Source organism: Burkholderia sp. 4NA327C6 (assembly GCF_005502655.1).
GTDB classification, from domain to species: Bacteria; Pseudomonadota; Gammaproteobacteria; order Burkholderiales; family Burkholderiaceae; genus Burkholderia; species Burkholderia contaminans.
On record NZ_SCNZ01000013.1, the window covers coordinates 13406 to 39133 of the forward strand.

The window sequence follows — 25728 nt, forward strand, 5'->3', positions numbered from 1 at the left end:
GTCATGACGCGCCGTGCCGACCGCCTGTTCCAGATCGCCGAGCTGCTGCGCGGGCGTCGTCTCACGACCGCGCAGCAGCTGGCCGACTGGCTGTCGGTGTCGCCGCGCACGGTCTATCGCGACGTGCGCGACCTGCAACTGTCAGGGGTGCCGATCGAAGGCGAAGCCGGCATCGGCTACCGGCTGAACCGCAACGCGAGCCTGCCGCCGCTCACGTTTACGGCCGAGGAGCTCGCGGCGCTCGCCACCGGCGCGCGCATGCTCGAAACCTGGGGCGGCGCGCGCTTCGCGAGCGGTGCGCGTTCGGCGCTCGCGAAGATCGCATCGGCAATGCCGGCCGACAAGCGCACGGCGCTCGACCGCCTGCCCGTGTTCGCGCCATCGTTCCACATCGACGAGACGTTTTGCGCGAAGGTCGACGCGATCCACCAGGCCATCGATACGCGCCACGTCGTCAGCTTCGACTACCGCGACCGGCTCGGCGCGCATTCGCAACGCCGCGTGTGGCCGCTCGGGCTCGTCTACTGGGGCGGGCGCTGGACGATCGGCGCGTGGTGCGAGCTGCGCGAGGATTTCCGCACCTTCGACATCGCGCGGATGGGCGACATCCTCGTGCACGAGCAGTTTCCGGACATGGAAGGACGGCGGATCGCCGACTACATGCGAATCGCGGAAGCGCCGATGCGCTGACGCGGCACGACGGCGCGCGCGTTGCGCGCCGCCGCGGTTCGCGCGCCGCGCTGCCGCACGGCGCCCGGCCCGCCGCCGCTCCCTACCCGCCGAACACCACCGTCCGCTTCGACCGCTCGTCGACGTGCAGCGAGAACACGTCGGGCCGCGCGTAATGCCCGACCACGTCGAAGTCGTAGCGCGCCCGCACGAGTTCATCGGTATCGATGCGCGCGGTCACGAGCCCGGCTTCGCCGATCAGCGGCTCCGTCAGCAGGTCGCCGAGCGGCCCGACGATCACGCTGCCGCCACGGATCAGCGGCCGCTCCGGATCCCAGCCCGGCACGTCGATGCCGAGCGCACGCGGCGACGGCTGCACCTGGCACGCGCTGACGACGAAGCAGCGCCCCTCGTGCGCGATATGCCGCATCGAGCTCTGCCAGACGTCGCGCTCGTCGACGGTCGGCGCGCACCAGATCTGCACGCCCTTCGCGTACATCGCGCAGCGCAGCAGCGGCATGTGGTTCTCCCAGCAGATCGCGGCGCCCGCGCGGCCCGCGGCCGTGTCGACCACGGGCAGCGTCGAGCCGTCGCCCTGCCCCCAGATCAGCCGCTCGGTGCCGGTCGGCATCAGCTTGCGATGCTTCGCGACGAGCCCGTCGCGCGGATCGAAGAACAGCGCCGTGCAGTACAGCGTGCTGCCGCCGCGCTCGATCACGCCGACCACGAGGCTCGCGCCCGTGCGCTGCGACAGTGCGGCCAGCTCGTCGGTTTCGGGCCCCGGCACGTCGATCGCCTGCGCGGCATAGCGCGCGTACGCGTCGCGGCCTTCGGGCAGCCGGTAGCCGAGCCGCGTGCCGAAGATCTCGCCTTTCGGATAGCCGCCGAGCACGGCCTCGGGCAGCACGACGAGCGACGCGCCGCTGTCGCGGATCGCGGTTTCGTAGCCGAGGATCGTGTCGAGCGTGGCGCGCGTGCCGGCGGGCGATGCGCCGATCTGCAGTGCGGCGATGACTGACGTGGACATGAAGGCGTCTCCGGTGAATGAGGTAACGCCATCTTTATCGATATGATGTCATCGATCAAATCGATAGAACGATAAGTGTCATGAATGCCGATGATATCGCCAGCCTCGACCTGAACCTGCTGAAGGTGTTCGAGGCGCTGTACGAGGAAGGCGGCGCGAGTCGCGCGGCGCTGCGGCTCGGCCTCACGCAGTCGGCGGTGAGCGCGGCGCTCGCGCGGCTGCGCGTGATCTATGCCGATCCGCTGTTCGTGCGCACCGGCCGCGGGCTCGCGCCGACGCCGCGCGCGGACGAACTGAAGCCGATCCTGTCCGACGCGCTCGACCGTTGCCGCGAAAGCCTCGCGATCGCGGCCGACGGCGGCGACCGCCTCGGCCGCACGATCTCGATCGGGCTGTCGGACGATTTCGAGATCGCGCTCGGCCGCGCGCTGATCGACGCCGTCGCGCGGGAAGCCGCCGGCATCCGGCTGATCTTCCGCCAGACGCACAGCGGCATCGCCGGCGACGCGCTGCTGCGCCATGGCGTCGACCTTGCCATCGCATCCGGCGGTTTCTCGGCGAACGGGCTCAGCCGACGCGCGGTCGCGACGGGCGGCTATGCGTGCCTGATCGACCCGGCCGCCCGCGAGCGGCCGCCGCGCACGCTGACGCTCGCCGATTTCCTGCGGCGCGACCACCTGCTCGTATCGTCGGGCGGCGTGATCGGAATCGTCGACGAGGCGCTGGCCACGCTCGGTCACAAGCGGCGCGTCGCGGCGTCGACCACGCATTTCGCCGCATTGCCGTACCTGCTCGCCGGCTCCGATGCGATCGCGACGATTCCCGCGCATGCGGCGCGCGCGATCGCGCAGTCCACCCCGCTGCGCGCGCTCGCATGCCCGGTCGACTTGCCGCACTACCCGGTCGAAATCGGCTGGCGCACGAGCACGCAGCGCGACCCGGCGATCGTGCGCGTACGCGACTCGATCGCCGCATGCGTCGCCCATCTCGTCGCGCCGTGAAATCGGCAAGCCAGACGAATTGAAAGGGTCTGATTCGTTTAGCGCAGCGACCGGCAGCGTTCGGGCGCAACCGGTAAAATGCCGAACCATGAAACCTGAAATCTGGACCCCGCATGTGACGGTCGCCGCGCTCGTCGAGCACGCCGGCCGCTTTCTCATGATCGAGGAAGAAACCTCGTCGGGCCTGCGCATCAACCAGCCGGCAGGCCATCTCGAAGCCGGCGAAACGCTGGCCGACGCCGTGATCCGAGAAACGCTCGAGGAAACCGCGCACCCGTTCACGCCCGACGCGCTCGTCGGCGTCTATCTCGCGCACTACGACCGTCCCGGCACCGCCGGTGCAACCTACCTGCGCTTCACGTTCTGCGGCGCGGCGGGCGAGCCGATCGCGGGCCACACGCTCGACGACGGCATCGTCCGCACGCTGTGGATGACCGCCGACGAACTGCGCGCCTGCAGCGCGCGCCATCGCTCGCCCGCGGTGATGCGCTGCGTCGACGATTACCTCGCCGGGCGGCGCATTCCGCTCGATTTCGTGCACACGCATTCGGTCGCACCGCGCCCCGAAGCATTCGAACGTCAGGCGGTCAACAAATGAGCAAGCGCCGTGTAGTGGTGGGCATGTCGGGCGGCGTCGATTCGTCGGTGACCGCGTGGCTGCTCAAGGAACAGGGTTACGACGTGGTCGGCCTGTTCATGAAGAACTGGGAAGACGACGACGACGGCGAATACTGCTCGACGCGCCAGGACTGGATCGACGTCGTGTCGGTGGCCGACCTGATCGGCATCGACGTGGAAGCCGTCAACTTCGCGGCCGAATACAAGGACCGTGTATTCGCCGAATTCCTGCGCGAATACTCGGCCGGCCGCACGCCGAACCCCGACGTGCTGTGCAACGCCGAGATCAAGTTCAAGGCGTTCCTCGACCACGCGATGTCGCTCGACGCGGAAATGATCGCGACCGGCCACTACGCGCGCGTACGCGAGCGTGACGGGCGTTTCGAACTGCTGAAGGCCTTCGATCATACGAAAGACCAGTCGTACTTCCTGCACCGGCTGAACCAGGCGCAACTGTCGAAGACGATGTTCCCGCTCGGCGAGATCCCGAAGACGAAGGTGCGCGAGATCGCCGCGCAGATCGGGCTGCCGAACGCGAAGAAGAAGGATTCTACCGGCATCTGCTTCATCGGCGAACGGCCGTTCCGCGATTTCCTGAACCGCTATCTGCCGACCAAACCCGGCCCGATGAAGACGCCGGACGGCAAGGTCGTCGGCGAGCACATCGGCCTCGCGTTCTACACGTTCGGCCAGCGAAAGGGCATCGGCCTCGGCGGCAGCAAGACCGGCAACGGCGATCCGTGGTTCGTCGCCGCGAAGGACATCGCGTCGAACACGCTGTACGTCGTGCAAGGCCACGATCATCCGTGGCTGCTCGCGCGCGAGCTCGTCGCCGGCAACGTGAGCTGGGTCGCCGGCGAACCGCCGGCCGAAGGTTTCGCGTGCGGTGCGAAGACGCGCTACCGGCAGGCCGATGCGGCGTGCGCATTCGGAGCCGCCACGCCCGGCCCGGCTGGCGAAGCGCGCTTCTCGCTCGCGTTCGACGACGCGCAGTGGGCCGTCACGCCCGGCCAGTCGGCCGTGCTGTACGACGGCGAGATCTGCCTCGGCGGCGGGATCATCGAATCCGCGCTGTCCGGCAACACGCAGCCGAACGAAGCACCGGCCCTCGCGCTCGCCCGCTGACACTGCCGCAGGTGCAGCGCAAACGGGCGCCGGCCGGAAGCGGCCCCGCCGCTCACCGCATGTTCTGCACCGACGCGTCGTAGCGCTCGCGCGCCGCGTCCAGCTCGGGAAAATGGCGCTCGGCCCAGCGGTCGAGCGCCACGAGCGTCTCCACGAGCGACCCCGCCACCGCCGTCAACCGGTACTCGACGTGTGCGCGCCGCGCCGCCACCGCGGTGCGTTCGATCAGCCCGTTGCGCTCCAGTTCGCGCAGCGTCTGCGTCAGCACCTTCTGGGAAATCCCGCCGATACGCTTGAGCAGCTCGCCGTTGCGCAGCGGCCGCTCGGCCAGCGCCGGCAGGATCAGCAGCGACCACTTGCCGGCGACCAGCGCCAGCGCATCGCGCGCCGAGCAGTCCGCTGCATAGACGTCGCCGGGAAATGCCATGGTTACCTCCGGGTGCGTGATTGCGCGGCCCCACTGCCGCCGGCCATCATCGTCGCACACTCCCGGAGCCCGCCATGCATGTGCTGATCGTCGTCGCCCATCCCGAACCGCAGTCGTTCAACGCCACACTCGCCCGCACGGCGGCCGACGCATGGCGCGCGGGCGGCCATGCCGCGACGGTCGCGAACCTGTATGCCGATGCGTTCGACCCGTGCGAGGCACCGCGCCACTATGCGGACCGGATCGACACCGCCCGCTTCGACGCACAACGCGAGCAGCGCCATCACTGGGAGCGCGGCACACTCGCGCCCGATGTCGCGCATCATATCGGCCTGCTGAAGCAGGCCGATGCGCTGATCCTGCAGTTCCCGCTGTGGTGGTTCGGCGCGCCCGCGATCCTGAAGGGCTGGATGGATCGCATATTCGTCTACGGCGGCCTCTACAGCAGCCGGCAGCGTCACGATCGCGGCGTGCTGCACGGGCGGCGCGCGTTGCTGAGCGTCACGACCGGCTCGTCGGCCGCCGCCTGCGCGCCCGACGGCCGCGAGGGCGATACCCGCCTGCTGCTGTGGCCGATCATGTACGCGCTGCGCTATGTCGGCTTCGACGTGCTCGAACCGCACCTGATCCACGACGTCCGCGGCGGCCTGGCCGACGACGCCGCGCGGCGGCAGGACGCGCGCCTCGCACGAAGCGTCGCCGACTACCGCACGCGGCTGCGCGACTGGCCCGCGTGGCCGCTGGTGCCGTTCAACCGGGACGAGGATTTCGACGACGACGCCAGGCTGAAACCCGGCGCGCCGGCGTACAGCCCGTTCATCCGCCCGGCCGGGGCCGGCCGGTAGCCGCCGGCTCGGCAACACGAGCATCACGACACCCGTAGTAGACTCTCGACCATCGTGGGCGCCGGCAGCGGCGGGTACTGTACGGGCAGCATGCCCGCCGGGCCTGCGCGATGCCTCGGGCGCCGACCTGCCGGCCGCCGCGCAATTCTGGCGACGTGACGGCCATCCAGACAATGACGATGGAGTCCCCATGTTTTCCCGACGCTATATCGCGATGTGGTGCGCGGTCCTGCTGTTCGTGGCCGTCGCGGCGCTCGCTGCCCGGCACACGATCGCGTGGCTGTGGCTCGTAATCCCGGCCGCCCTCGTCGCCCTCGGCCTGTACGACCTGAAGCAAGACCGCCACGCGATCCTGCGCAACTATCCGCTCTGGGGCCACTTCCGCTTCCTGTTCGAATTCATCCGACCTGAAATCCGCCAGTATTTCGTCGAGGACGACACCGACGAGAAACCGTTCTCGCGCGCGCAGCGCAGCCTCGTCTACCAGCGCGCGAAGAACGTCGCCGACAACCGGCCGTACGGCACCGAGCTGAACGTGAAGGCCGTCGCGCACGAATGGATCAGCCACTCGCTCGCGCCGACGAAGCTGCCGAACCACGATTTCCGTATCCGCGTCGGCGCGAACCGCGCGCAACCGTACGACATTTCGATCTTCAACATCTCGGCGATGAGCTTCGGCTCGCTGTCCGCGAACGCGATCCGCTCGCTGAACCTCGGCGCGAAGAAAGGCGGTTTCGCGCACGACACGGGCGAAGGCTCGCTGTCGAAGTACCACCGCGAGAACGGCGGCGACATCATCTGGGAAATCGCGTCCGGCTACTTCGGCTGCCGTAACGACGACGGCACGTTCAACCCCGACAAGTTCGCGAAGCAGGCCGCCGATCCGCAGGTCAAGATGATCGAGGTGAAGCTGTCGCAAGGCGCGAAGCCCGGCCACGGCGGCGTGCTGCCGGCCGCGAAGATCACGCCGGAAATCGCCGAGACGCGCGGCGTGCCGATGGGCAAGGACTGCATCTCGCCCGCGACGCACTCGGAGTTCTCGACGCCGCGCGGGCTGCTCGAATTCGTCGAACGGCTGCGCACGCTGTCGGGCGGCAAGCCGACCGGCTTCAAGCTGTGCATCGGCCATCCGTGGGAATTCTTCGGGATCGCGAAGGCGATGCTCGAAACCGGCATCGTGCCGGACTTCATCGTCGTCGACGGCGCGGAAGGCGGCACCGGTGCGGCGCCGCTCGAATTCACCGACCACGTCGGCGTGCCGCTGCAGGAAGGGCTGCTGCTCGTGCACAACACGCTCGTCGGGATCGGCGTGCGCGATCGCGTGAAGCTCGGCGCGAGCGGCAAGATCATCACCGCGTTCGACATCGCGCGTACGCTCGCGATCGGCGCGGACTGGGTGAACTCGGCGCGCGGCTTCATGTTCGCGGTCGGCTGTATCCAGGCGCAGCACTGCCATACCGATCGCTGCCCGACCGGCGTCGCGACGCAGGACCCGGTGCGCCAGCGCGCGCTCGTCGTGCCCGACAAGGCCGAGCGCGTGTACAACTTCCACCGCAATACGCTGCACGCGCTGCAGGAGCTCGTGCAGGCGGCCGGCCTCGCGCATCCGTCGGAGCTGCGCGCGCATCACATCGTGCAGCGGGTCGCGCCGCATGAAGTACGGCTGATGTCGCAATTGCTGAAGTACCTGAAGCCCGGCGCGCTGCTCGACGGCCAGACCTGCGGCTTCTCGCTGTACGACAAGTGGTGGCCGATTGCGCGCAGCGATTCGTTCACGCTCGGCGAAGCCGTGTACGCGTCGATCGAATGACGCAGGCCACCGCCCCCGCCGCGGGGCGGCCCGGCAAAAAGAAAAGCGCCCCGCGGGGCGCTTTTCTTTTGTCTGCCGAATGCGTAATCGCGTGAATGCGTCGCGTGCGGCTCAGTTCTGCGGCAGCGTGTCGGCGAACGACGGCCGCTGCAGCAGCTTCGCGAAGTGCTTGTCGAGGTTCGGGTGGCGATCGCGCCAGTTGAGCTCGGGCATCCGGAAGTCGAGATAGCCGAGCGCGCAGCCGAGTGCGATGTCGGCGAGCGTGTAATGATTACCGACGCACCACGTCTTGCCGCCGAGGCCCTGCGACATCGCGACGAGACCGTCGTCGATCTTGCGTTGCTGGCGCGCGATCCAGCTCTCGCTGCGCTGCGCTTCGTCGCGCATCGTATGTTCGACGCGAATCGCGACCGCCGCGTCGATCACGCCGTCGCCCAGCGCTTCCCAGCACCGCACCTCGAGGCGCTCGCGGCCCGACGGCGGAATCAGCTTGCCGACCGGCGACAGCGTATCGACGTATTCGCAGATCACGCGGGAATCGAACACCGCGGCACCATCCTCCATCACGAGGCACGGGACCTTGCCGAGCGGATTCGATGCATGAATATCCGTCTCCGGCGCCCACACGTTCTCGAGCTCCAGCTTGTAGTCGATCTTCTTTTCAGCCAGCACGATCCGCGCCTTGCGGACGTACGGGCTGCTGAGCGAACCGATTAATTTCATCATCTGCCTTTTTAAGGGAACCGCCGAGAGTATACGTTGTCGCCGATCATAACCGGCCAGCGTCGCGCGACAGAAAATCGCCCGGACGGCCTGTGGATGGTTTGCAACAACCGCCGCACGGGCCTTCCGGGGCGGCTTCCCGCCCCCTCTTTCACGCATGGCGTCCCGCGGCGCTACAATCGCACGAATGAACGCGCCCCTCGATACCGCCATCGCCGTCGACGTCTACCGCCAGCGCCGTGAACGCGTGCTTGCCGCACTGCGTGCCGCCGGCGGCGGCGTCGCCATCGTCCCCACCGCGCCGGAAGTGCCGCGCAACCGCGATACGGACTATCCGTACCGGTTCGACAGCTACTTCCACTACCTGACGGGCTTCAGCGAGCCGGACGCCGTGCTCGTGCTCAACGCGGCCGCGCCTCACGGCGCGCCGGAGTCGATCCTGTTCTGCCGCGGCAAGAATCCCGACCGCGAAATCTGGGAAGGCTTCCATTACGGGCCCGAAGCCGCGCGCGACGCATTCGGCTTCGATGCGGCGTTCGCGGTCGACGTGATCGATACCGAGATGCCGCGCCTGCTCGCCGACGCGGGCACCGTGCACTACCGGTTCGGCGCCTCGGCCGATTTCGAGCGTCAGCTCGCAGGCTGGCTCGACGCGGTGCGCGCGCTGGCGCGCACGGGTGTCGCCGCACCGGACGCGATGCTCGACCTCACGCCGCTGCTCGACGACATGCGGCTCGTGAAGGACGAGCACGAGCTCGCGATCATGATGCGCGCCGCACACATCTCCGCACTTGCGCACCGCCGCGCGATGCAGGCGTGCCGCCCCGGCATCCGCGAATACGAACTCGAGGCCGAGCTGCTGTATGTATTCCGCAAGCACGGCGCACAGTCGCCCGCGTACGGCTCGATCGTCGCGGCCGGCGCCAACGCATGCGTGCTGCACTATCCGGCCGGCAACGCAACCGCACAGGATGGCGACCTGATCCTGATCGACGCCGCGTGCGAACTCGACGGCTACGCATCGGACATCACGCGCACGTTCCCGGCCAACGGGCGCTTCTCGCCCGCCCAACGCACGCTGTACGACATCGTGCTCGCCGCGCAGCAGGCCGCGATCGACGCGACGCGCGCCGGCGTGCCGTTCGAGGCGCCGCACGACGCTGCCGTGCGCGTGCTCGCGCAGGGGCTGCTCGACACCGGCATCATCCCGAAAACGCGCTTCTCGAACGTCGACGACGTGATCGCCGAGCGTGCCTACGCGCGCTTCTACATGCATCGCACCGGCCACTGGATCGGCATGGACGTGCACGATTGCGGCGACTACCGCGAGCGGCTCGCCGAACGTGACGGCAACGGCGCGCTGCCGTGGCGCACGCTGAAAGCCGGCATGACGCTGACGATCGAGCCCGGCCTGTACGTGCGCGCCGCCGACGACGTGCCGCCCGAGTACTGGAACATCGGCATCCGCATCGAGGACGACGCGATCGTGCGCGAGCACGGCTGCGAGCTGATCACGCGCGGCGTGCCCGTCGCGGCGGACGAGATCGAAGCGCTGATGCGCGCGGGCGCATGACCGGCTGCCGCCGACCGTTACTTCCGTTTCACGAATCAAGATGACGACCGCCTCCTCCCCGGCCACGCCGGACTACGATCTCGCCATCGTCGGCGCGGGCCCCGTCGGGCTCGCGCTCGCCGGCTGGCTCGCGCGCCGCAGCGCCACGCAGCACGCATCGATCGCACTGATCGATGCACGCGAACCGGCCGCGAGCACGAACGATCCGCGCGCGATCGCCGTGTCGCACGGCAGCCGCGTGCTGCTCGACACGCTCGCGTGGCCCGCCGACGCGACGCCGATCGAACATATCCACGTCTCGCAGCGCGGCCATTTCGGCCGCACGCTGATCGACCGCGATGAGCACGGCGTCGCCGCACTCGGTTATGTCGTGCGTTACGGCTCGCTCGTGCAGGCGCTCGCGGGCGCCGTGCGCGGCACGCGCGTCGACTGGCTCACGTCGACCACCGCGCGCGCGCCGCAGCAGGATGCCGACGGCGTCACGCTGACGCTCGACGGCCCGCAGGGCGAGCGCACGCTGCGCGCACGCGTCGTCATCAATGCCGAAGGCGGCCTGTTCCACGAACAGCAGGCCGACGCCGGCAAACATCGCCGCGACTACGGACAGACGGCGATCGTCGGCACGGTCACGGTATCGGCGCCGCGCCCGAACGTCGCATGGGAACGCTTCACGCACGAAGGACCGCTCGCGCTGCTGCCGCTCGGCGGGCCGCGCCAGGCCGAGTACGCGCTCGTCTGGTGCTGCACGCCCGACGAAGCGGCGCGCCGCGCCGCGCTGCCCGACGATGCGTTCTTGCGCGAGCTCGGCACCGCATTCGGCGCACGCATGGGCGACTTCGTCGCGATCGCGGGCCGCGCATCGTTCCCGCTCGGCCTGAGCGCCGCGCAGACGCTCGTCAACGGCCGCGTCGCGATCGTCGGCAATGCCGCGCAAACCCTGCACCCCGTCGCGGGCCAAGGGCTCAACCTCGGGCTGCGCGATGCACATACGCTCGTCGATACGCTGTCCGCGCAAGGCTTCGAAGCAACCGCACTCGCCACCTTCAACGCGCGCCGCGCACTCGACCGACGCTTCACGATCGGCGCGACCGACACGCTGGCACGCCTGTTCACGATCGACTCGGGCCCGCTCCCGCTGCTGCGCGGCGCCGCGCTCACCGCGCTGGAGTTCGTGCCGCCGCTCAAGAAGGTGATCGCGCGCCAGATGATGTTCGGCCAGCGCAACTGACCCGCGGCGCGCCCAGTCGCGCCACTCAAACCGGGTCAAATCGGCGGGGCATGGGAATACGGTAAAATGCGCGTTTCCGCCTACCCTTTCCCTGCCCGCGCCCGCCGCGGGCGGTGCCATTGCGATGCCCGTTATCGGCCCTCACGTATTGCGTAACAACCTGTTCGTCGCGCCGATGGCCGGCGTGACGGATCGTCCGTTCCGCCAGCTCTGCAAGCGGCTGGGAGCCGGTTACGCCGTGTCCGAGATGGTCGCGTCCAACGCGCAGCTGTGGAAAAGCGCGAAGACGATGCGGCGCGCGAACCACGAAGGCGAGGTGGAACCGATTGCGGTCCAGATCGCCGGCGCCGATCCGGCGATGATGGCCGAAGCGGCCCGCTACAACGTCGACAACGGCGCGCAGATCATCGACATCAACATGGGCTGCCCGGCGAAGAAGGTCTGCAACGTCGCGGCCGGCTCCGCACTGCTGCAGAACGAGCCGCTCGTGCAGCGCATCGTCGAGGCCGTCGTCGCGGCCGTCGGCACGGGGCCCGATGCGGTGCCCGTCACGCTGAAGATCCGCACCGGCTGGGATCGCGAACACAAGAACGCGATCACGGTAGCGCGCCTGGCCGAAGCCGCCGGCATCTCGATGCTCACCGTGCACGGCCGCACGCGCGCCGACCTGTACCGCGGCGACGCCGAATACGACACCATCGCCGCCGTGAAGGCGGCGGTGCGGATTCCGGTGGTCGCGAACGGCGACATCACGTCGCCCGCGAAGGCGAAGGCCGTGCTCGACGCCACCGGCGCCGACGCCCTGATGATCGGTCGTGCCGCGCAAGGTCGGCCGTGGCTGTTCCGTGAAATCGATCATTTCCTGCAAACCGGCGAGCTGCTGCCCCCGCCCCGGATCGACGAGATCCAGCACGTGATGAACGAACACCTGGAAGACCACTACGCTTTCTATGGTGAATTCACGGGAGTCCGTACTGCGCGCAAGCACATCGGCTGGTACACTCGCGGCCTTTCCGGTGCCAACGGGTTCCGGCACAGGATGAACACGCTCGATTCCACCCGCGAGCAGCTCGCCGCCGTCAATGCATTCTTCGAGGCGCAAAAGGCGCTGTCGGACCACCTCGTCTACGTCGATGACGAAGAGGAAAACGGCCAGGGCGAGTCGGACGACCATAACCAGTTAGCAGCATGAGCAAGCACAACATCGAACAATGTGTCCGCGAGAGCCTGGACGTGTATTTCCGGGATCTAGACGGCTCCAATCCGCATGACGTCTATGAAATGGTGATGTCCTGCGTCGAAAAGCCGATGCTCGAGGTCGTGCTCGTACAGGCGGGCGGCAACCAGTCGCTCGCCGCGGAGTACCTCGGCATCAATCGCAATACGCTGCGCAAGAAGCTGCAGCAGCACGGCCTGCTGTAGGCAGCCGTCCCGTCCCCGTTTCCCTGGCTATTGGTGGTTCCATCATGATCAAGCAAGCGCTCATTTCCGTTTCCGACAAGACCGGCATCGTCGACTTCGCGAAGTCGCTGTCCGACCTCGGCGTCAAGCTGCTGTCGACGGGCGGCACCGCGAAACTCCTCGCCGATGCCGGCCTGCCCGTGACCGAAGTGGCCGATTACACGGGCTTCCCGGAAATGCTCGATGGGCGCGTGAAGACGCTGCACCCGAAGGTGCACGGCGGCATCCTCGCCCGCCGCGACCTGCCCGAGCACATGCAGGCGCTCGAGCAGCACGGCATCCCGACGATCGACCTGCTCGTCGTGAACCTGTATCCGTTCGTCGCGACGATCGCGAAGGACGACTGCACGCTCGCCGACGCGATCGAGAACATCGACATCGGCGGCCCGACGATGCTGCGCTCGGCCGCGAAGAACCACCGCGACGTGACGGTCGTCGTCGACCCGGCCGATTACGCGGTCGTGCTCGATGAAATGAAGGCGAACGGCAACGCGGTCGGCTACGCGACCAACTTCCGCCTCGCGACGAAGGTGTTCGCGCACACCGCGCAATACGACGGCGCGATCACGAACTACCTGACGAGCCTGACCGACGAGCTGAAGCACGCATCGCGCAGCGCGTACCCGGCCACGCTGAACCTGGCGTTCGACAAGGTGCAGGACCTGCGCTACGGCGAGAACCCGCACCAGAGCGCCGCGTTCTACCGCGACCTCGCGACGCCGGCCGGCGCGCTGGCGAACTACCGCCAGCTGCAGGGCAAGGAACTGTCGTACAACAACATCGCCGATTCCGATGCAGCGTGGGAATGCGTGAAGACGTTCGACGCACCGGCCTGCGTGATCATCAAGCATGCGAACCCGTGCGGCGTTGCAGTCGGCAACGATTCGGCCGACGCGTACGCGAAGGCATTCCAGACCGACCCGACGTCGGCGTTCGGCGGCATCATCGCGTTCAACCGCGAAGTCGACGAAGCGGCTGCCCAGGCTGTCGCGAAGCAGTTCGTCGAAGTACTGATCGCACCGTCGTTCTCCGACGCCGCGAAGCAGGTGTTCGCCGCGAAGCAGAACGTGCGCCTGCTCGAGATCGCACTCGGCGACGGCCATAACGCATTCGACCTGAAGCGCGTGGGCGGTGGCCTGCTCGTGCAGTCGCTCGATTCGCGCAACGTGCAACCGAGCGAGCTGCGCGTCGTCACGAAGCGCCAGCCCACCGCGAAGGAAATGGACGACCTGCTGTTCGCGTGGCGCGTCGCGAAGTACGTGAAGTCGAACGCGATCGTGTTCTGCGGCAACGGCATGACGCTCGGCGTCGGCGCCGGCCAGATGAGCCGCGTCGATTCCGCGCGCATCGCGAGCATCAAGGCGCAGAACGCCGGCCTGACGCTGGCCGGCTCGGCCGTGGCATCGGATGCGTTCTTCCCGTTCCGCGACGGCCTCGACGTCGTCGTGGCGGCCGGCGCGACCTGCGTGATCCAGCCGGGCGGCTCGATGCGCGACGACGAAGTGATCGCGGCGGCCGACGAACACGGCATCGCGATGGTCCTGACGGGCGTGCGCCACTTCCGTCACTGATCACGGCATGCGGCCCGCGCGGCCGCTGCACGACAACCCGGCGGCATCCCCCCGCCGGGTTTTTTATTGCGCGGCGCCTTCGCACACGACCGGGCGACCGGCTTGCCGCGCCAATCGTTGTAGTATCGCTGCATCACGCCATTCTCCTCACTCATGCGAATTCTCGGCATCGACCCCGGCCTGCGCGTCACCGGCTTCGGCGTCATCGACGTCAGCGGCCACCGGCTCGCCTATGTCACGAGCGGCGTGATCCGCACGCCGACGGCCGACCTGGCCACCCGGCTCGGCACGATCTTCCAGGGCGTCTCGACCATCGTGCGCGAGCACGCCCCCGATCAGGCCGCGATCGAAAAGGTGTTCGTCAACGTGAACCCGCAGTCGACGCTGCTGCTCGGCCAGGCACGCGGCGCCGCGATCTGCGGGCTCGTCGCGGGCGGCCTGCCGGTCGCGGAATACACGGCGCTGCAACTCAAGCAGGCGGTGGTCGGCTACGGCCGCGCGACCAAGACGCAGATGCAGGAAATGGTCACGCGGCTGCTCAACCTCTCCGGACAACCGGGCTCCGATGCGGCCGACGCGCTCGGCATGGCGATCTGCCACGCGCACGGCGGCGATACGCTCAGCACGCTCGGCGGCCTCGCGCCGGCACTCGCGAAGAAAGGGCTGCGCGTGCGGCGCGGGCGGCTGGTCGGCTGACACCGGCGCCCCCTTCACACGGCACGCCGGATCGGCCGCCGTGCCCGCGCGCGATGCGCACGCGCCGTGCATCGCCCCGGCCTGATGGCCGAGTCCGTCGGCATCGCGCCGCACGTGCGCTACACTCGCGCTTTCTTCCTCGCATCAAGCCATCCATGATCGGTCGCATCGCCGGCATCCTGCTCGAAAAGAACCCGCCCCACCTGCTCGTCGACTGCAACGGCGTCGGCTACGAGATCGACGTGCCGATGAGCACCTTCTACAACCTGCCGCAAACGGGCGAGCGCATCGTGCTGCTCACGCAGCAGATCGTCCGCGAGGACGCGCACCTGCTGTACGGCTTCCTCACGCCGCAGGAACGCACGACCTTCCGCGAGCTGCTGAAGATCACCGGCATCGGCGCGCGCATGGCGCTCGCCGTGCTGTCCGGCATGAGCGTGCAGGAACTCGCGCAGGCCGTGACGATGCAGGACGCCGCCCGCCTCACACGCCTGCCCGGCATCGGCAAGAAGACGGCCGAGCGCCTGCTGCTCGAACTGAAGGGCAAGCTCGGCGCCGATCTCGGCGCGCTCGCCGGCGCCGCCTCGCCGTCCGACCACGCGACCGATATCCTCAACGCGCTGCTCGCGCTCGGCTATTCCGAAAAGGAAGGCCTCGCCGCGATCAAGAACGTGCCGGCCGGCACCGGCGTATCCGAAGGCATCAAGCTCGCACTGAAGGCGCTCTCGAAGGGGTAACGCCCGCATGACGCGCCGCCAACCGGTGCGTTGAAGCCAGTGTCGCGCAGCCGCGCGACGCTCGCCAGTCGGCCGTTCGGCCAGGTGGGCGCGACAGCGGCGCGCGGTACAATGGCCGCATGATTGAAACCGACAAACTCGCCACCGAGCAGCGGATCATCGCCGCCACGCCCGCCTCGTCGCACGAGGAGGTGTTCGAACGTGCGCTGCGGCCGCGCCAGCTCGACGACTACGTCGGCCAGGAAAAGGTGCGCGGCCAGCTCGAGATCTTCATCGAAGCCGCCAAGCGCCGCTCCGAGCCGCTCGACCACGTGCTGCTGTTCGGGCCGCCGGGCCTCGGCAAGACGACGCTCGCGCACATCATCGCGCGGGAGATGGGCGTGAACCTGCGCCAGACGTCGGGCCCCGTGCTCGAGCGTGCGGGCGATCTCGCCGCGCTGCTGACGAACCTCGAAGCGAACGACGTGCTGTTCATCGACGAGATCCACCGGCTGTCGCCGGTCGTCGAGGAAATCCTGTATCCGGCTCTCGAGGATTACCAGATCGACATCATGATCGGCGAAGGCCCGGCCGCGCGCAGCGTGAAGCTCGACCTGCAGCCGTTCACGCTCGTCGGCGCCACCACCCGCGCCGGGATGCTGACCAACCCGCTGCGCGATCGTTTCGGGATCGTCGCGCGCCTCGAGTTCTACGATGCCGATCAACTGTCGCGCATCGTGCGGCGCTCGGCGTCGCTGCTGAACGCGCAGATCGATCCGAACGGCGCGCTCGAAATCGCGAAGCGTTCGCGCGGTACGCCGCGGATCGCGAACCGGCTGCTGCGCCGCGTGCGCGACTTCGCGGAAGTGAAGGCCGACGGTCAGATCACCGCAGCCGTCGCCGATGCCGCGCTCGCGATGCTCGACGTCGATCCGGTCGGCTTCGACCTGATGGACCGCAAGCTGCTCGAGGCGATCCTGTACAAGTTCGACGGCGGCCCGGTCGGTATCGACAACCTCGCGGCGGCGATCGGCGAAGAGCGCGACACGATCGAGGACGTACTCGAGCCGTACCTGATCCAGCAGGGCTTCCTGCAGCGCACGCCGCGCGGGCGCGTCGCGACGCTGCTCACGTATCGCCACTTCGGGCTTTCCGCGCCCGACACCGGCCGCACCGAACGCGGCGAGTGGGATACCCCCGACGGGAAGTAACCCGTCGCCCGAACCGCAACCGCCATGACGACGCCGCCCAGCTCCCGCCCCGCCGCACCCGCACCGGGCCCGCGCTGGGCCGAGCCGATCCGCAAGCGGCTCGTAGCCGGCGTCACGCACCTGACCGTGGGCGGCGGCCCGTCGCTCGACCTCTCTTCGCCGCCGGGCGACCCTGGCCTGTTCGGCCCCGACGCGATCTGCTGGCGTGTGCATGCCGACTTCACGTCGATGATGACGGGCGGCATCGCCGCGCTGCTGCTGCAGGCTCTCCACCCGCTCGCGCTCGCGGGCGTCTGGGATCACTCGTCGTTCCGCACCGACATCCTGGGCCGCCTGCGACGCACCGCCACGTTCATCACCGGTACGACGTTCGGCAGCCGCGCGGACGCACTCGCGCTGATCGAACGCGTGAAATCGATCCACGCGCACATCTCGGGTACCGCGCCGGACGGCCGCCCGTACCGCGCCGACGATCCGGCGCTGCTGACCTGGGTGCATGTCGCGGAAGTGTCGAGTTTCCTCGCCGCGCATCTGCGCTATGTGAATCCCGCGCTGCCGGGCGAGTTGCAGGACCGCTACTACGCCGAAACGGCATTGATCGCCGAACTGCTCGGCGCCCACGAGGTGCCCCGTTCGCGTGCCGAGGTGGCCGCCTATCTCGCGCGCATGCAGCCTGAGCTCGAGGCCGGGCCGCGCACGTTCGACGTGATGTCCATCCTGTTGAACGTGCCCGTCGCGAAGCCCGCGCTGCGGCCGGCCGCGTCGCTGGTGATGCATGCGGGAATCGACCTGCTGCCGCCGTGGGCGCAGCGCATGCTCGGCGTGTCGGCGTTCGCGCCGCTGCGCCGCGCCGTGGTCCGGCCGGGCATCCGGGTCGTCGCGCCCGTGCTGCGCTGGGCGCTCGTGAACGGCGCATCAAAGCGTGCGCGCCGCCGCGCCACCGCGACACCGTCCGACGGCACCCCGTCTACCTGACGATTCGCTTCCTCATATCATTTCAATTTACTGTCAAATACCTGTGACAAGCTGACGGGCTTGCACCCGCGCACGGTCGCACGCGCCGTCCCTTCCGCCTGTCCGTGACCCGCGCGGTGTCCCGCCCACCCGACCGACACCCGATGCCCGCGATGCCACGCCTGCCGATCCGTTTTGCCCTTGCCGCCAGCCTGTCCACCGTCTTCGCCCTCACTGCCTGCGGAGGCGACGATGTCGCCGCCGTCGCGCGTTCGGATGCGCAAACGCCGTCCGGCGGCACCCCGGCCGCGCCGGCTCCCACGCCGCCGGCCACCGTCACGCCGCAACCGGGCAAGTGGAAGGCCGCTCGCACGGGCGACCTGATCGACGTGACGCTCGGCGATCTCCACCCGACGCAAGGCGCGATCGGCTACGACCAGATCTACTACAAGCTCGGCCGCTACGAACTGCAGCCCGACAAGAAATTCGACGACTTCTGCGCGGACGAAGGCCTCGGCGGCGTCGCTTCGGGCGGGTACACGGCCAAGTCGGTGCTGCGCGAGCCCGCGAGCTACACGTGCACGACGACCGATGTGAACGCCCGCGACCGCTCGGTGCTGAACCCGGTCGTGATCGGCCCGAACGGCGATGCGCTGTACCTGACCGACGGCCATCACGGGCTGTCGACCTACTACGAGACGCCCGACGGCGGCCCGGCGCTGCACGTGCACGTCGTCGTCAAGGACAACCTCAGCGACTACTCGGGCGACGCGTTCTGGCAGCAGATGCAGAGCCGCGGCTACCTGCGCCTCAAGAACGGCGAAGGCAAGCCGATCACGACCGCGCAACTGCCGACCGGCCTCGGCCTGAAACTCGGGATGACGAACGACCGCTACCGCTCGCTCGTCTATTTCACGCGCGACATCGGCTACAGCAAGCCCGCACAAGCCACCGACTACCTCGAGTTCTACTGGGCCGACTGGCTGCGCGCGCAACCGGGCACGTTCGCGCTCACCGGCTATGACCTGACGCGCGCCGGCACAACCGACCCGGATCCGGCGAAGGCCGACACGGGCTACCTGAACGCGGTCTGGAATGCGTCGACGCGCATGGTCACGGCCACCGACCCGGTGATCGACGGCAAGACGGGCGCCGACCTCGGGCGCGCGGACGCGATCAACGGCGGGAAGAAATACAACAAGGGGGAATTCGACAAGCTGCGCCAGCCGATCACGGCGGACAAGCCCGGCAAGATCGCGTACGCGCTCGACTACAAGACGCGCCACGCGCTGCCGCAGTAAGCAGCCGGCACCGCGCAGGAAGGAAACCCCGACCGGCGATGCCGGACGGGGCCTGCAGCTCAGAGCACCTTGCGGTACCCATCGTCGTCGCTTGCGGCGTCCAGGTGCGAGACGTCGGCCCACTGCACGACTTGCGCTCGGCCATCGACGTAATCGACGACGTTGATGCTCGTGTTGAGCAGCTGATAATTGCGCGGCGCCGACAGCTCGATGCCGTTCGCAAAACGATAGACGCAGTCGAGCACGCCGCCATGTGCGACGCACGCGATCCGGCCACCCGGATGCTCGGCGACGATGGGTTCGAGCGCATGCAGCACGCGGTGGTAGAACTCGCGCTGCGACTCGCCGCCCTCCGGCGCGAAGCCGGGGTCGCGCGTCTGCCAGGCTGCGTACGCATCGGGGAACAGCGTCTCGATCTCGGCGCTGTCGTGCCCCTGAAACTGGCCGTACGAACGTTCGCGCAGCCCTTCCCGCAGCCGCGGCGTCAGCCCGAGCGCGTCGGCGAACGGCTGCGCGGTCTGCTGCGCACGCATCAGGTCGCTCGAATAGATCGCGTCGAGCCGTGCACCGTCACGCGCGTCGCGCGCGAGCCTCACGGCAAGCCGCTGCGCCTGCTCGAGGCCCGTTTCTGCCAGCGGGATGTCGATATGACCCTGGATGCGCTTGATGCGATTCCAGGCCGTCTCGCCATGGCGGATGAAAAGAATCTGCGTGGTGGCCATCGCGGCGCGTCTCCGGGGAAGAATCAGGGCCGCACTTGCAGCCAGAATGTCACGGGGCCGTCGTTGACGAGGGACACCTGCATGTCGGCGCCGAACTCGCCCGTCTCGACGACCGGATGGCGCGCACGCGCGGCCGCGACGAAATAGTCGAACAGCCGCGCGCCTTCGTCGGGCGGCGCGGCCGGCGTGAAGCTCGGCCGCAGCCCGCTGTTGGTATCCGCCGCGAGCGTGAACTGCGACACGAGCAGCAGGCCGCCTGCGCGGCCCTCGCCGTCGATATTCGACACCGGCAGGTTCATCTTGCCGGCGGCGTCGCTGAACACGCGGTAGCCGAGCATCTTCGCGAGCAGCTTGTCGGCCACTGCGTCGGTGTCGCCGCGCTCCGCGCAGACCAGCGCGAGCAGGCCCGCGCCGATCTCGCCCGTCGTGCGATCGCCGACGCGCACGTCGGCGCGCTTCACGCGCTGGATCAGCGCGATCATGCGGTCAGCGTGACGCGTGCGAAGCGGCGCTTGCCGACCTGCACGACGAATTCGCCGGCTTCGACCTTCAGGCCCTTGTCCGAGACGGTCGCGCCATCGATCTTCACGCCGCCCTGCTCGATGTTGCGCAGTGCCTCGCTCGTCGACGGCACGAGGCCGGCCTGCTTCAGCAACTGGCCGATCGCGAGCGGCGCGCCCGCGAGCGTGACCGACGGGATGTCGTCCGGCACGCCGCCCTTCGCGCGATGGTTGAAGTCCTCGAGCGCACGCTCGGCGTCGGCCTGCGAGTGGAAGCGCGCGACGATTTCCTGCGCGAGCAGCACCTTGAAGTCGCGCGGGTTGCGGCCGCCTTCGATCTCGCGCTTGAAGCCGGCGATCTCGTCCATCGGGCGGAACGACAGCAGCTCGAAGTAACGCCACATCAGCGTGTCCGAGATGCTCATCAGCTTGCCGAACATGTCGTTCGGATGCTCGCTGATGCCGACGTAGTTGCCCTTCGACTTCGACATCTTCTCGACGCCGTCGAGGCCTTCGAGCAGCGGCATCGTGAGAATGCACTGCTGTTCCTGGCCATATTGCTTCTGCAGTTCGCGCCCGACCAGCAGGTTGAACTTCTGGTCGGTGCCGCCGAGCTCGAGGTCGGCGTTCAGCGCGACCGAGTCGTAGCCCTGCATCAGCGGGTACAGGAATTCGTGGATCGAGATCGGCACGCCGCCCTGGAAGCGCTTCGTGAAATCCTCGCGCTCGAGGATCCGCGCAACCGTGTAGCGCGACGCGAGCTTGATCATCCCGTCCGCGCCGAGCGGCATCGACCATTCGCTGTTGTAGCGGATTTCGGTCTTGTCGCGGTCGAGCACGAGCGCGGCCTGCTCGAAGTAGGTCTTCGCGTTCGATTCGATCTGCTCGCGCGTGAGCGGCGGGCGCGTCGCATTGCGGCCCGACGGATCGCCGATCAGCGACGTGAAATCGCCGATCAGGAAGATGACCGTGTGGCCGAGATCCTGCAGCTGACGCATCTTGTTCAGCACGACCGTATGGCCAATGTGGATGTCAGGCGCTGTCGGGTCGAGGCCGAGCTTGATGCGAAGCGGCGTGCCCGTCGCCGCGCTGCGTGCAAGCTTCTGCGCGAACTCTTCCTCGACCAGCAGCTCGTCGACGCCGCGCTTCGTGACGGCGAGCGCATGCCGGACTTCGTCGGTGATCGGGAAAACAGGCTTGGAACTGGGTTCGGTGCTCATCGGTGCCAGGAAGAATGTCGCAAAAACAGGGATTTTCCCATAACTTGCGCGCCCATCGCTTAACGGCGCGTCACGTTGCGCGGATAATCGGGCGCAAGGCGCGCGGCACCGGCCCGCGCCGCACGATCCAGGAGGACCCAACGTGCCGCAACGACAGCCGCAACACGCCCATCCGGCCGACGGCATCTACTTCGGGCTGATGTCGGGCACCAGCATGGACGGCGTCGATGGCGTCGCCGTGCGTTTCGAGGCCGGCCGTGCGCCGGTCGTGCTCGCGGAAGCGTTCGTCGGCTTCGCGCAATCGCTGCGCGACGCGCTGTTCGCGCTGCAGCAGCCCGGCGACGACGAGATCGACCGCGAATCGCTCGCGGCGAACGCGCTGGTCGCGCGCTACGCGGTGTGCTGCCACGAGTTGCAGCGCACGGCCGGGCTGTCGCGCGACGAGATTCGCGCGATCGGCGTGCACGGCCAGACCGTGCGCCATCGCCCCGAGCGCGGCTATACGCGGCAGATCAACAACCCGGCATTGCTCGCCGAGCTGACCCAGCTCGACGTGATCGCCGATTTCCGCAGCCGCGACGTCGCCGCGGGCGGCCATGGCGCGCCGCTGGCGCCGGCCTTCCATGCGACGGTGTTCGGCGCACCGGGCGAGACGCGCGTCGTCTGCAATCTCGGCGGGATCAGCAACATCACGATCCTGCCCGGCGAAGGCGGCGACGTGCGCGGCTTCGACTGCGGCCCCGCGAATGCGCTGCTCGACGAATGGGCGACCCGCCATCTCGGCAAGCCGTACGACGACGGCGGCAAGTTCGCTGCGCGCGGCACCGTCCACGCGCCGTTGCTCGACGCGCTGCTCGACGAACCGTATTTCACCGCCCCGCCGCCGAAAAGCACCGGGCGCGACCTGTTCAATCCCGCCTGGCTCGACGCGAAGCTCGCCGCGTTCGCGCAGGTCGCGCCAGAGGACGTGCAGGCGACCCTCACCGCGCTCACGGCCGTGTCGGTCGCACGCGAGATCGCGCAGCACGCAGCCGGCTGCAAGGCCGTGTTCGTCTGCGGCGGCGGCGCACGCAATCCGGTGCTGCTCGACGCGCTCCGGAACGCGCTGCGCGAGGCCGGCGTGCCGGCCACGGTCGATACGACGGCCGCGCTCGGCGTGCCGCCTCAGCAGGTCGAGGCGCTCGCGTTCGCATGGCTCGCGTACCGCTTCACCGCGCGCCAGCCCGGCAACCTCGCGACGGTCACGGGCGCAGCCGGCAATCGCGTGCTGGGCGCGCTCTATCCGCGCTGACGCGGCACCTGCTCCACGGCAGGCGCCCGTCGCCATTGCGAACGGGCACAAAAAACGGGGCATGAAGCCCCGTTTCTCATTCCGGCGAACCGGATCGGATCTGCCGTGTGCTCAGACCGAGAACGACGAGCCGCACCCGCAGGTGGTGCTCGCATTCGGGTTCTTGATCACGAACTGGGCGCCGTTGAGGTCGTCCTTGTAGTCGATCTCGGCGCCGACCAGGTACTGGTAGCTCATCGAGTCGATCAGGAGCTGGACGCCGTTCTTGTTCATCACGGTGTCGTCCTCGTTGACTTCCTCGTCGAACGTGAAGCCATACTGGAAGCCGGAGCAGCCGCCGCCCTGCACGAACACGCGCAGCTTCAGGTCGGGATTGCCCTCTTCGTCGATCAGTTGCTTGACCTTGTCGGCTGCGGCGTCGGTGAAGACGAACGGAACCGGCATTTCGGCCGTCGTTGCTGCGGATTCGGTAACAGCGTTCATTGCGAACTCTCCAAAAAGCTTTAGCCGCTATTGTAGGGCCGATCAGAAGATCGTGCTGAAGTCCATGAAATCAATAGGTTCTTGTCGATTTCATCAAACACGCCTGCGCGGGCCGCGGCAGCACGCGCCTGGAGACGGACATAAAAAAACCGCCAGCGCGAACGCTGGCGGTTTTTCCGGCGGACGCCGCCCGGGGGCGGCGAGGCCATGAAGCGGAATTAACGCTTCGAGAACTGCTTTGCGCGGCGTGCCTTGCGCAGACCAACCTTCTTACGCTCGACTTCACGTGCATCGCGCGTGACGAAGCCTGCGTTCGACAGCGACGGCTTCAGCGTCGCATCGTAGTCGATCAGTGCACGGGTGATGCCGTGGCGCACTGCACCTGCCTGACCCGTTTCGCCGCCGCCGTTGACGTTGACCTTGATGTCGAACGTCTGGCCGTGGTTCGTGAGTTCCAGCGGTTGACGCACGATCATCAGCGACGTTTCGCGCGAGAAGTAGTCAGCGATGGGCTTGCCGTTGACGATGATGTCGCCCTTGCCAGCCTTGATGAAGACACGTGCGACTGCGCTCTTGCGGCGGCCCGTACCGTAGTTCCAGTTACCGATCATGTGGGCTCCCCTTAGATCTCGAGCGCCTTCGGCTGTTGCGCCGAATGCGGATGCGTAGCTTCAGCGTAGACCTTCAGCTTCTTGATCATCGCGTAGCCGAGCGGGCCCTTCGGCAGCATGCCCTTGACCGCCTTCTCGAGCGCGCGGCCCGGGAAGCGTTCTTGCATCTTGCCGAACGTCGTTTCATAGATACCGCCCGGGTAACCCGAGTGACGGTAGTACTTCTTGTCCAGAGTCTTGTTGCCCGTGACCTTCAACTTGCTTGCGTTGATGATGATGATGAAATCACCAGTGTCGACGTGCGGGGTGAACTCAGGCTTGTGCTTGCCGCGCAGACGGCGTGCCACTTCGCTGGCAACACGGCCGAGAACCTTATCCGTCGCGTCAATCACGTACCATTCACGCGTCACCTCATGGGCTTTTGCGGAAAACGTCTTCATGATCGATCCAAAAAAATTGCTTAGCCCGATGTGTTCTTCCTGCTTGTCTGTGTGCGCTTCGAGGCGCGGTGCAGGCTCTCCCTGTTCTTTTTCCGTGGGCATGAATGCGGAAAAGCCCTGAATTATAAAGGAAATACGACAAGGCGGTCAAAGGGAATCCACTTCCCGTGTCCATGGCGGCCGAAATGGGCCAAAATCCGTTCGTGCCCCGACAAGCCAGGCGAACCGAGCGCCCGGGGAGGCACCCATCGACGCGCGGCACATGACCATCCCGCGCCAGACCGGCCGAATCTGGAAAACAACAAACAAGCATGATGAATCAACGACTTACGCCCTTCCTTGCAGCCGCACTGCTGGCCGCCGCGGCGCCCGCCGTCGTCGCCCGCACCGACTGCGAAGCCAAGCTCGACGCACTCGATACACGCATTACCGAAGCCCGCGCCGCCCATGCCGAGGATCGCGTCGCCCGCCTGCGCGCGGTGCGCGAACGCGTCCGCCACTTCTGCGCGCGCGGGCACGGCCATGCGTCGGCCGTCCACGCACCGGCACCCGACGCACGCTCGCCCGGCACGGCGCCCGGCCCGACCGCGCAGCCGGCCGCCAAGCAACCGGCGTAACGATGCCGGGGCGCGCAAGCCGTACGCCGATGTTTGCATGGGACGAAAAAAAGCCCGAACGGCTGGTTCGGGCTTAATCCACCATAGGAGGAGGGTGGAGGAGACATTCGGAGGTTGCCGCAGCGCGACAACCAATGAGGCTCATTATACGAACGCGTCGCCGGCTGCACAAGAAAATTTACATTACGAAATCAAACACCATAATGCGGAATATTTCGCACCGCGTTTGAAAAATCCGCCTTCCCCTTTGAAATCAATCACTTGATCGCACACGGCAGGGCCGAAATTCGCCTCCGATTAGAGCAAAACCCCTAAATGCGACGGGGAATTGGCCGTCCGGCGCACCGCTCGCGCCGTTCCGGCATTGCGCGTCGTGCAGCGCATCAGCCGGCCGTTGCGCAGCGGGCTACAATGCCGGATCGAATCCGAATCAGGCAACGCTGGAGTGCAAGCATGGAATGCAAAGTAAGCTGGATGGGCCAGGACAGCATGGCGTTTTCCGCCGAGACCGGCAGCGGCCACCTCGTCACGATGGATGGCGCGCCCGAAGGCGGCGGCCACAACCTCGCGCCGCGCCCGATGGAAATGGTGCTGCTCGGCACCGGCGGCTGCACGGCCTATGACGTCGTGCTGATCCTGAAGAAGAGCCGCCAGGAAGTCAGCGGCTGCTCGGTTACGCTGAAGGCCGAACGCGCGAGCGAAGATCCGAAAGTGTTCACGAAGGTGCACTTCCACTTCACCGTCACGGGCCGCAACCTGAACCCGTCCACGGTTGAACGCGCGATCAACCTGTCGCACGACAAGTATTGCTCCGCGTCGATCATGATCGCGAAGACAGCCGAACTCACGCATTCGTTCGACATCGTCGCCGGCTGAACCCACGGCGAG

The 25728-nt window shown here is 67.7% G+C and carries 28 protein-coding genes; 19 read left to right on the forward strand and 9 right to left on the reverse strand.

Features of this window, described 5'->3' with window-relative positions:
- Positions 1-3 precede the first annotated feature (3 nt).
- Positions 4-690, forward strand: coding sequence for a YafY family protein (locus FFS49_RS15270; RefSeq protein ID WP_039361421.1), 687 nt, complete (start codon positions 4-6; stop codon positions 688-690).
- An 82-nt stretch (positions 691-772) separates the two neighbouring features.
- Here the strand turns inward: FFS49_RS15270 and FFS49_RS15275 are convergent, their stop codons facing one another.
- Positions 773-1696 carry a carbon-nitrogen hydrolase family protein gene (locus FFS49_RS15275; protein WP_105815975.1) on the reverse strand — a complete coding sequence of 308 codons (924 nt, stop codon included), beginning with the start codon at positions 1694-1696 and terminating at the stop codon, positions 773-775.
- Between the two features lie 80 nt (positions 1697-1776).
- On the opposite strand from FFS49_RS15275, the gene FFS49_RS15280 reads away from it, so the two are divergent.
- The 3 genes from FFS49_RS15280 (at position 1777) to mnmA (ending at position 4440) form a co-directional block, all read left to right on the forward strand.
- Positions 1777-2697, forward strand: a complete 921-nt coding sequence (locus FFS49_RS15280) for a LysR family transcriptional regulator (protein ID WP_105815974.1) — start codon at positions 1777-1779, stop codon at positions 2695-2697.
- An 88-nt stretch (positions 2698-2785) separates the two neighbouring features.
- A complete protein-coding gene (locus FFS49_RS15285; protein WP_039361426.1) occupies positions 2786-3295 on the forward strand; it encodes an NUDIX hydrolase in 510 nt (169 codons plus the stop codon).
- Entirely contained in the window at positions 3292-4440 is a 1149-nt protein-coding gene (mnmA, locus tag FFS49_RS15290) for a tRNA 2-thiouridine(34) synthase MnmA (RefSeq protein WP_105815973.1), read from the forward strand. The genes FFS49_RS15285 and mnmA overlap by 4 nt, the downstream gene beginning before the upstream one ends.
- 52 nt (positions 4441-4492) lie before the next feature.
- Here the strand turns inward: mnmA and FFS49_RS15295 are convergent, their stop codons facing one another.
- Positions 4493-4867 carry a helix-turn-helix domain-containing protein gene (locus tag FFS49_RS15295; RefSeq protein WP_039361430.1) on the reverse strand — a complete coding sequence of 125 codons (375 nt, stop codon included), beginning with the start codon at positions 4865-4867 and terminating at the stop codon, positions 4493-4495.
- 74 nt (positions 4868-4941) lie between these two features.
- On the opposite strand from FFS49_RS15295, the gene FFS49_RS15300 reads away from it, so the two are divergent.
- Positions 4942-5712 (forward strand): NAD(P)H-dependent oxidoreductase, encoded by a 771-nt coding sequence (locus FFS49_RS15300; protein WP_105815972.1) that lies wholly within the window; start codon positions 4942-4944, stop codon positions 5710-5712.
- Between the two features lie 190 nt (positions 5713-5902).
- The gene (locus FFS49_RS15305; RefSeq protein WP_039361434.1) at positions 5903-7522 is read left to right on the forward strand and encodes an FMN-binding glutamate synthase family protein; all 1620 of its coding nucleotides are present in this window, start codon (positions 5903-5905) and stop codon (positions 7520-7522) included.
- A 111-nt stretch (positions 7523-7633) separates the two neighbouring features.
- Here the strand turns inward: FFS49_RS15305 and FFS49_RS15310 are convergent, their stop codons facing one another.
- Complete coding sequence (locus FFS49_RS15310; RefSeq protein WP_071333927.1) at positions 7634-8248, reverse strand: glutathione S-transferase N-terminal domain-containing protein; 615 nt, start codon at positions 8246-8248, stop codon at positions 7634-7636.
- 184 nt (positions 8249-8432) lie between these two features.
- On the opposite strand from FFS49_RS15310, the gene FFS49_RS15315 reads away from it, so the two are divergent.
- From FFS49_RS15315 to FFS49_RS15360, 10 genes are all read left to right on the forward strand, one after another.
- On the forward strand, positions 8433-9818 hold the full coding sequence (locus FFS49_RS15315; protein WP_039361438.1) for an aminopeptidase P N-terminal domain-containing protein: 1386 nt from the start codon (positions 8433-8435) through the stop codon (positions 9816-9818).
- 40 nt (positions 9819-9858) lie between these two features.
- Positions 9859-11046: a UbiH/UbiF/VisC/COQ6 family ubiquinone biosynthesis hydroxylase gene (locus FFS49_RS15320; RefSeq protein ID WP_046544951.1), complete on the forward strand. Its 1188-nt coding sequence runs from the start codon at positions 9859-9861 to the stop codon at positions 11044-11046.
- Positions 11047-11170: 124 nt separating this feature from the next.
- A complete protein-coding gene (gene dusB, locus FFS49_RS15325) occupies positions 11171-12238 on the forward strand; it encodes a tRNA dihydrouridine synthase DusB (protein ID WP_006497523.1) in 1068 nt (355 codons plus the stop codon).
- Positions 12235-12468, forward strand: a complete 234-nt coding sequence (locus tag FFS49_RS15330; RefSeq protein WP_006476892.1) for a Fis family transcriptional regulator — start codon at positions 12235-12237, stop codon at positions 12466-12468. Before dusB ends, FFS49_RS15330 begins: the two co-directional genes overlap by 4 nt.
- Positions 12469-12512: 44 nt before the next feature.
- A complete protein-coding gene (gene purH / locus FFS49_RS15335; RefSeq protein ID WP_071333925.1) occupies positions 12513-14078 on the forward strand; it encodes a bifunctional phosphoribosylaminoimidazolecarboxamide formyltransferase/IMP cyclohydrolase in 1566 nt (521 codons plus the stop codon).
- A gap of 153 nt (positions 14079-14231) precedes the next feature.
- Positions 14232-14774, forward strand: a complete 543-nt coding sequence (ruvC, locus tag FFS49_RS15340; protein WP_039361444.1) for a crossover junction endodeoxyribonuclease RuvC — start codon at positions 14232-14234, stop codon at positions 14772-14774.
- Positions 14775-14929: 155 nt separating this feature from the next.
- Entirely contained in the window at positions 14930-15511 is a 582-nt protein-coding gene (gene ruvA, locus FFS49_RS15345; RefSeq protein WP_039361446.1) for a Holliday junction branch migration protein RuvA, read from the forward strand.
- 119 nt (positions 15512-15630) lie between these two features.
- The gene (ruvB, locus tag FFS49_RS15350) at positions 15631-16701 is read left to right on the forward strand and encodes a Holliday junction branch migration DNA helicase RuvB (RefSeq protein ID WP_039361448.1); all 1071 of its coding nucleotides are present in this window, start codon (positions 15631-15633) and stop codon (positions 16699-16701) included.
- A 24-nt stretch (positions 16702-16725) separates the two neighbouring features.
- Positions 16726-17676 carry an oxygenase MpaB family protein gene (locus FFS49_RS15355; protein ID WP_105815971.1) on the forward strand — a complete coding sequence of 317 codons (951 nt, stop codon included), beginning with the start codon at positions 16726-16728 and terminating at the stop codon, positions 17674-17676.
- Between the two features lie 152 nt (positions 17677-17828).
- Positions 17829-18956 (forward strand): ParB/Srx family N-terminal domain-containing protein, encoded by a 1128-nt coding sequence (locus FFS49_RS15360; RefSeq protein WP_105816072.1) that lies wholly within the window; start codon positions 17829-17831, stop codon positions 18954-18956.
- Positions 18957-19015: 59 nt separating this feature from the next.
- On the opposite strand, the gene FFS49_RS15365 is transcribed toward FFS49_RS15360, so the two are convergent.
- Genes FFS49_RS15365 through tyrS form a run of 3 tightly spaced genes read right to left on the reverse strand, consistent with a single transcriptional unit; the run spans position 19016 to position 21398 of the window.
- On the reverse strand, positions 19016-19678 hold the full coding sequence (locus tag FFS49_RS15365) for a histidine phosphatase family protein (protein ID WP_046544947.1): 663 nt from the start codon (positions 19676-19678) through the stop codon (positions 19016-19018).
- Positions 19679-19701: 23 nt separating this feature from the next.
- Positions 19702-20160 carry a D-aminoacyl-tRNA deacylase gene (gene dtd / locus FFS49_RS15370; RefSeq protein ID WP_071333922.1) on the reverse strand — a complete coding sequence of 153 codons (459 nt, stop codon included), beginning with the start codon at positions 20158-20160 and terminating at the stop codon, positions 19702-19704.
- Positions 20157-21398: a tyrosine--tRNA ligase gene (tyrS, locus tag FFS49_RS15375; RefSeq protein WP_039361454.1), complete on the reverse strand. Its 1242-nt coding sequence runs from the start codon at positions 21396-21398 to the stop codon at positions 20157-20159. Before tyrS ends, dtd begins: the two co-directional genes overlap by 4 nt.
- Positions 21399-21540: 142 nt before the next feature.
- Between tyrS and FFS49_RS15380 the strand changes: the two genes are divergently transcribed.
- The gene (locus tag FFS49_RS15380; protein WP_105815970.1) at positions 21541-22689 is read left to right on the forward strand and encodes an anhydro-N-acetylmuramic acid kinase; all 1149 of its coding nucleotides are present in this window, start codon (positions 21541-21543) and stop codon (positions 22687-22689) included.
- A gap of 111 nt (positions 22690-22800) precedes the next feature.
- On the opposite strand, the gene erpA is transcribed toward FFS49_RS15380, so the two are convergent.
- The 3 genes from erpA to rplM form a co-directional block, all read right to left on the reverse strand.
- Positions 22801-23172: an iron-sulfur cluster insertion protein ErpA gene (gene erpA, locus FFS49_RS15385; RefSeq protein ID WP_011350956.1), complete on the reverse strand. Its 372-nt coding sequence runs from the start codon at positions 23170-23172 to the stop codon at positions 22801-22803.
- Positions 23173-23390: 218 nt separating this feature from the next.
- Complete coding sequence (rpsI, locus tag FFS49_RS15390) at positions 23391-23783, reverse strand: 30S ribosomal protein S9 (protein WP_011883283.1); 393 nt, start codon at positions 23781-23783, stop codon at positions 23391-23393.
- 11 nt (positions 23784-23794) lie between these two features.
- A complete protein-coding gene (gene rplM / locus FFS49_RS15395) occupies positions 23795-24223 on the reverse strand; it encodes a 50S ribosomal protein L13 (RefSeq protein ID WP_009687896.1) in 429 nt (142 codons plus the stop codon).
- A 311-nt stretch (positions 24224-24534) separates the two neighbouring features.
- Here rplM and FFS49_RS15400 point away from each other — a divergent pair, with 311 nt between their 5' ends.
- Positions 24535-24840 carry a DUF1090 family protein gene (locus tag FFS49_RS15400; protein WP_105815969.1) on the forward strand — a complete coding sequence of 102 codons (306 nt, stop codon included), beginning with the start codon at positions 24535-24537 and terminating at the stop codon, positions 24838-24840.
- Between the two features lie 411 nt (positions 24841-25251).
- Positions 25252-25716 (forward strand): OsmC family protein, encoded by a 465-nt coding sequence (locus tag FFS49_RS15410; protein WP_171026767.1) that lies wholly within the window; start codon positions 25252-25254, stop codon positions 25714-25716.
- Positions 25717-25728 lie beyond the last annotated feature (12 nt).